The organism is Paraburkholderia solitsugae (genome assembly GCF_013177695.1).
GTDB lineage: Bacteria > Pseudomonadota > Gammaproteobacteria > Burkholderiales > Burkholderiaceae > Paraburkholderia > Paraburkholderia solitsugae.
This window is the reverse complement of the sequence record NZ_WOEY01000168.1, coordinates 1-5,708: the sequence shown is the minus strand read 5'-3', so window position 1 is coordinate 5,708 and position 5,708 is coordinate 1. Positions and strand designations below refer to the sequence as shown.

The window sequence follows — 5,708 nt, the reverse complement described above, 5'->3', positions numbered from 1 at the left end:
GGAACAAAATTATGCGAACCAACGACGGTCCAACTGCGGAACGGAGCGGTTCGTGAACGCCAGTTTCGCCGACTTGGATATCCCGCTGCGCGTCCTATACTAAAAGGGAGCCGCGCGGAAGCCGGCCCCTGAAGCAGAAGCGGACGAGAAATCGTTCATTGGGGCGCGGTAGCGGGGCCACGGAAACGCCTGCGTGAATAGCGCGGGCGTTTTCTTTTGGGGGCCTGATGAACGCCACGCCGCAAGTGTCGGCATGCTCACCAGCGCCGATCTTACAGGCCCCAAGCCATTCAGTGGCATCGTCTCGGGCCCGGGTCCTCACTAACATGTGCGAAGTGTGGCCACGCCCGCATGAGCGGGTGCACGACAACTTGCCCCGGTCATGCGCCGCGCAAGCGGGCAAATGCCCCGCTTTGTCATGCCCGTTGGTCAGCGGTCCTGCCTCGTGTCCCATACCCGGAGCACGAAGATTGTGGTCGGGGGATCGGCGTAGGCGGGTTTGATTTCGAGATGGATTTCATATCGCCCGCCCAAGCACACCCACTTGTGAACCTCGCGGGGCGGCGGGCCGTCGTACCCGTCCAGTTCTTCCCCGAGCCGATGGTGGTGGTCCTCACCCAGCTTCTTCGCTTCGGCCAACAGTGCCTTAACTACCCTTCGCGCCACTGCGACGTCGTCGTAAAGCTTGACGTGCTCAGCGATTTGACCGAGGTCGGACATGGCCTTGCTGGTCAGTTCAACAGGCACGGTCATGCGCGCGGTACCGGCCGTTCGTTTTGCGTCCCGAGGCTATCCGCCCACGCTTCGGCTTGCTCCATCGAAACCACACGGCCCGCGTCAACGTCGTCCAAGCCCTCCTGGATCAGGCGTCGCTTTTCCTTTTCACGCGCCAAGTACGCGATCAAGGCTTTCTTAATGATCCATTGCTTCGGGCGTTCGATCTGCTCGGCCAGGGCGTCAACCTCCTCGGCCAACGCCACGGGTACCTGCGCAGTCAGGGTCCGGGTTGTCGCTGTTGCGGTCATTGATACCCCAATTATGAGTTTCTAATAGTTTCTATTGTAAAACAATAAATTGACTGTGGCGAATCACCTGAGGGCCTGCGCCTTCTCGCAAACGCTGTCGCACACGCGTATCGGAGATGCCTCGCTTTTATGGCCACGTGGACCATCCGCCGCCGTGCGTCAACGTGGTCCCGAAAATGTTCAGCCATCTGGCCCACGAGCGGTCAATTCCGCCCTCTTAACGTCTGATGCACGGCTTCAACATCCAGCCCTATTTTTCATGCTGACAAGTCGCACTCGGCGGCCTGCTCCTATCAGCGAAAGGCCTTGCTCCCGTCCTGCGAGCTGTATTTTTTTACAGTACTGGAGGGATGATGGAGCATCTGGTCAGGGTTTACAACGAAAGGGACCGCCGAACGCTCGAATGGCTGCGTCGGCTCGTCGGTGATTCCGCGATTGCTGTCACAGTCGCACGGTGTGCCGGATCCGGCAAACCTTATCTCTCTGCCGTTTGCAAACACCTAGGTGTCAAGACCCCGGTGTTTTCCGTTCCACACCGACAAACTCCCAGTCCGCTGGCCGAAGAGTCTCTTGCTGCGATCCGAAGCATTCTCGCCGCGCGTTCAGCGTCGATGGTTTCGAAACTCGACGCTATGCGTTAGCGGTGGTTCCCGCTGGCTTGTATCAGCGTCAGCGAACAGAGCTGCTGCCCCAGTCTGGACCAGGACGATCCGCGAAATCATGTCGGTCATGGACTTAACCCGCCGTTGTCGATGGCTTGCTGTCCAGTTTGGGGCAAGCAGCGAACCTATCCAATATGCACTACTAAAAAAGACTGAGATTTGTCCGCTCATGTCGAGCTTTGCACGTTGACGGGCGCGTGATTGACCCGCTGCGCCCACCTACTTGTTGGGCGCGTCCCACCTGCCTGGCGCACGATGGACGCCGAGGGACACGCGTGGCCTTCGGTCGCGCATCCGCCTCAGTCCGGGTCTCACACAGAAAGGTACGGCGCCCTTTTCTCGATCGTATGATCCGCAGGATGCGTCCCGTCGTATCGGCTTGCCACATCCGCCGTACACGTGACGGACCTGCGCTCACGACAACGTCGAAGGTTGTTGTAGGGAAATAAAATTATAATGGCGCTGCCCATTCATTTTCGGATCGGCCGCATGATGTGTCCCTCTCATGCCGCGCAAGAGCATTGGGCATCCTGACCTTCTGGCATCAGACCCGCTGCTCCGCTCAAGCCGATCCATCGTATTCAGCCATGCATACTCAGTTCCGTTTTTCCTCCGCGGCTTTCGTGCTTGCGCTAGCGAGCGCACTGTCTGCGTGCTCGACGCCGAAGCCGCTTTACCAGCAAGAACAGTTCGACGCAGGCGATAGCCCCTATATGCACAGGTTCGGCGCGAAGGCGGAACCCGCTTGTGAAGCCGCCCGCCGTGCATTGCTCAGCCAGGGCTATATCGCCAGTTCGACGAGGCCCGATTCGGTCGATGGATCGAAAAATTTCCAGCCCACCAGCGATTCGCACGCGGTGATTGAAATCCACGTGGTCTGTACAACCGACGACCCGAAAAGCACCAGCAGTACGGCGTACGTGAACGCGGTGCAGGATCGCTATGCGCTGAAGAAGAGCAACACGTCGGCGAGCGTCGGACTGAGCGTATTCGGATCGCTGTCGCTGCCGATCGGCTCGAGCGATGACTCGATGGTGAAGGTTGCGAGCGAGACGATTCCTGCTGGGGTTTTCTATCAGCGTTTCTTCGCGCTAGTCGATCACTACCTGAAGGCCGACTCCGCCCAGCCTGCCGCTGTTGCCGCCGCTGCAGCGCCAAAGGAGGCGCTGCCATCGATGAACGACGCCGTGCCGCCAATCGGAGCAGCCCAGACAGGCAGTGATCCGGAGAAGGCGACGAGCGGCAAGTAAACGTCGACGGTACCGGGCGCTCGAACCTGCGCTCGAGCCACGTTTCGTCCGCTCACTTTCCCGCCTTGCATCCAGCGACGAAGATGCGAACAGCCTGACGTGCAATGTTGCCGCGCTCGGACGCGCCGGGGCGCCGTTTTGTGGCGCAAAGCAGCCGCGTACGGATCCCGCGCAGCATCGGGCGCAGGAATTGCCCGGTCGCGAGAACCACGTCATTGACCTGCAGCGTCCCGTTGGGCCACCGCCGCGCGCAGATAGTCCGAAAACCGGCTCCGTGCCGCGCGGTCTGCCCTGTTTGTCGATGCGCTTTGATCAGAAGCAAGCTGTGTAGTTCGAACCATCTCCCGGCCATGTGCCGACGTCCTCCTGGTGGAGCCCCACGTTCTCGAGCGCGCTCGGAGCGGATTCGCATCGGGCACACAGTCGCTCAGCTGGGCAACCCACCGTAATGCGCCATTGTTCACGACCGCCAGTTTGCAGGCGGACGATTTGTCAATTTGCACTACTAATGTTCTCTATGTCGAATCATGAGACCGGCGGTGTGACGCGCCACTCATTCACATAAAGGAAATGATCACTTTCATTGGTATGTTTGGAACTGGTGCGTTTTTCGGGCATCCGGCGACAGTACCTCAAGGCTTCCAGCCGGATTCTGCGCAACAGATACGGCCACGCATGCGACGCAACGGTTCCGGTTGGTTTTTCCTTGCAAAACATTACTCAGGCGTCGATAAACACTGAGATTCGCCGTTCATTTTGTTGCGCAACACCTCGCCACAGGTGCCAGGAATCGAAAGACACATTCTTATTGTGAATTATTGAATGCACTATTCTATTTTTTATAACAATCAAGAAAGAAAAACGTAATTTCCATGTCTACAGAAAGACGGCATCATTGCCGCGAACGCCTGCGCTGCAACCTTATCCACGCACTGCTACAATCCCGCATTCATCGTTGAGCGTGTGTCTTTTCTCGAACCACGCCGCAATTGAAATGAAGGTGCGTACGAATTTTTTGCATCTGCACCGGCACAGCCCATACGGTTTAATCTGATTAATTGCAATCGGATCTGTATAGTATCGACCTAGAGATCTGCATAATGTTTTCGTCAATATTACTGAGCATTACGGAGTTGGTTTGTCGCTGCCTAGAAGGTACCCGGCAGAGGTTGCACCGCTTCACATGTAAGAGAGAACACAGAGTCGCGTCGACTTGCGCACCGACGAAGTTGATGTCGCCATCTTTCAGACCAGCTCTGCGGACAGTGCATGCGAGCATCAGCCAATGACGGCGCATTCAATACAGGTATCGATCTGCCTGCTTGTTCTTTCGTGCGGCCTCGGTTCCGTGTATGTAGCCATCGCTGCCGTCGCGATGCCCTTTTTCGAAAGATCGCGCGTCAGCGCAAGGAGCGACCGTCAGGTTGGGGGCGTCAGCGTACTAAAGCCACTATGCGGGTTGGAACCGCGCTTATACGAGAACCTTGCTACGTTCTGCGAGCAGACGCACTCGAACTTCCAGCTTCTGTTTGGCGTCTCATCCTCGAGTGATCCGGCGATCACCATCGTCCGACGGCTACAAGCTGCGTACCCATTGCGCGACATAGAGCTCGCAATCGACGCACGGGTTCACGGCAGTAATCTCAAGGTGAGCAATCTGATCAACATGGCGGAACGAGCGCGACATGACATCATCGTCGTCGCCGATAGTGACATCGCCGTCAGGCCAGACTATCTGAATACAGTGGTCGCTCCACTGACCGATCCCACTGTCGGTGTAGTCACATGCCTGTATATGGCTCAGAGTGTCGGAGGCTTCTGGCCACGTGTGGGTGCGTTGTTTATTAATGAATGGTTTGCGCCTTCTGTGCGAGTCGCGCATGCAGGTGGCTCTCGCCGCTTCGGTTTCGGCGCCACGCTGGCGATTAGACGCGAGACACTCGAGAAGATTGGGGGCTTCGAGGCACTTAAAAATTGCCTCGCTGACGACTACTGGCTCGCCGAGCACGCTCGCGCCCTCGGCTTGCGAACTGTGCTGTCTCCGGTGATGGTCGCGACGGACGTCATTGAGCCCACGTTCGCGACGCTTTGGCAACGGGAAACCCGCTGGCTGCGAACGATACGGTCGGTCAATCCGTGGGGCTTCGCCTCCCTTTTCATTACGTTTCCGACACCGTGGCTTCTGTTCAGCACCGGTATTGCAGTGCTGTTCGATTCAGCAAATGGCGCTTGCTCCCACCACCTGGCGGCCGCGATCCTGGCCGCAAACACGGTTTTTGGCCTCGCTGCGCGAATTATCTTGCACGGGCGCAGTGCACGTCATACGCGGACATTCTGGCGCGATCTGCCTCTCGTGCCTCTGCGCGACTTGCTTCTTACGCTACAGTGGCTTGCTGCGACGTTCGGATCGTACGTGGTTTGGCGTGGAGCGCGCATGCCAGTCACGCAAGCCATCGAATCTGTACGCACCTCAAACACGACAGCGATGAAGGCGTCCGATGGACGATGATATTCGTACACTTGCCGTGCGATCAGCATCCTTATCGTCCGGTACATGATTTACGCTTTAGGAGTGCTCGTGAAAACATTATTTTTGCAGGCGCCGTCCTACGACGGCTTCGATGGTGGCGCGGGTTCGCGCTATCAGGCAAAACGCGAAGTGCGTTCGTTCTGGTATCCGACGTGGCTCGCGCAGCCCGCGGCACTTGTCCCCGATAGCCGTGTACTCGACGCCCCCGCTGACGGCCTGTCCGTCGAAGCATCGCTCGATA

4 protein-coding genes and 2 pseudogenes are annotated in these 5,708 nt (G+C 57.8%); 3 read left to right on the top strand and 3 right to left on the bottom strand.

Annotated features, from left to right (window positions below; genetic code table 11):
• Window positions 1-429: 429 nt before the first annotated feature.
• Entirely contained in the window at window positions 430-753 is a 324-nt protein-coding gene (locus GNZ12_RS41545; protein WP_172318464.1) for a type II toxin-antitoxin system RelE/ParE family toxin, read from the bottom strand.
• Window positions 750-1,025 carry a CopG family ribbon-helix-helix protein gene (locus GNZ12_RS41540; protein WP_172177837.1) on the bottom strand — a complete coding sequence of 92 codons (276 nt, stop codon included), beginning with the start codon at window positions 1,023-1,025 and terminating at the stop codon, window positions 750-752. Before GNZ12_RS41540 ends, GNZ12_RS41545 begins: the two co-directional genes overlap by 4 nt.
• Before the next feature lie 1,249 nt (window positions 1,026-2,274).
• Between GNZ12_RS41540 and GNZ12_RS41535 the strand changes: the two are divergent.
• Window positions 2,275-2,880, top strand: a pseudogene (locus GNZ12_RS41535) (DUF2242 domain-containing protein); the annotation flags it as partial.
• A gap of 109 nt (window positions 2,881-2,989) precedes the next feature.
• On the opposite strand, the gene GNZ12_RS41530 reads toward GNZ12_RS41535, so the two are convergent.
• Window positions 2,990-3,259, bottom strand: coding sequence for a TetR/AcrR family transcriptional regulator C-terminal domain-containing protein (locus tag GNZ12_RS41530; protein ID WP_172318460.1), 270 nt, complete (start codon window positions 3,257-3,259; stop codon window positions 2,990-2,992).
• Between the two features lie 963 nt (window positions 3,260-4,222).
• Between GNZ12_RS41530 and hpnI the strand changes: the two genes are divergently transcribed.
• Together hpnI and GNZ12_RS41520 are read left to right on the top strand one after the other, a co-directional pair.
• Window positions 4,223-5,446: a bacteriohopanetetrol glucosamine biosynthesis glycosyltransferase HpnI gene (gene hpnI / locus GNZ12_RS41525; RefSeq protein ID WP_172318466.1), complete on the top strand. Its 1,224-nt coding sequence runs from the start codon at window positions 4,223-4,225 to the stop codon at window positions 5,444-5,446.
• Between the two features lie 45 nt (window positions 5,447-5,491).
• Window positions 5,492-5,708 (top strand): annotated as a pseudogene (locus tag GNZ12_RS41520) (hopanoid biosynthesis associated radical SAM protein HpnJ); the annotation flags it as partial.

Coding starts and splice junctions, on each gene's coding strand:
- GNZ12_RS41545 (WP_172318464.1), bottom strand. CDS start 753: ATGACCGTGCCTGTTGAACTGACCAGCAAGGCCATGTCCGACCTCGGT.
- hpnI (WP_172318466.1), top strand. CDS start 4,223: ATGACGGCGCATTCAATACAGGTATCGATCTGCCTGCTTGTTCTTTCG.
- GNZ12_RS41540 (WP_172177837.1), bottom strand. CDS start 1,025: ATGACCGCAACAGCGACAACCCGGACCCTGACTGCGCAGGTACCCGTG.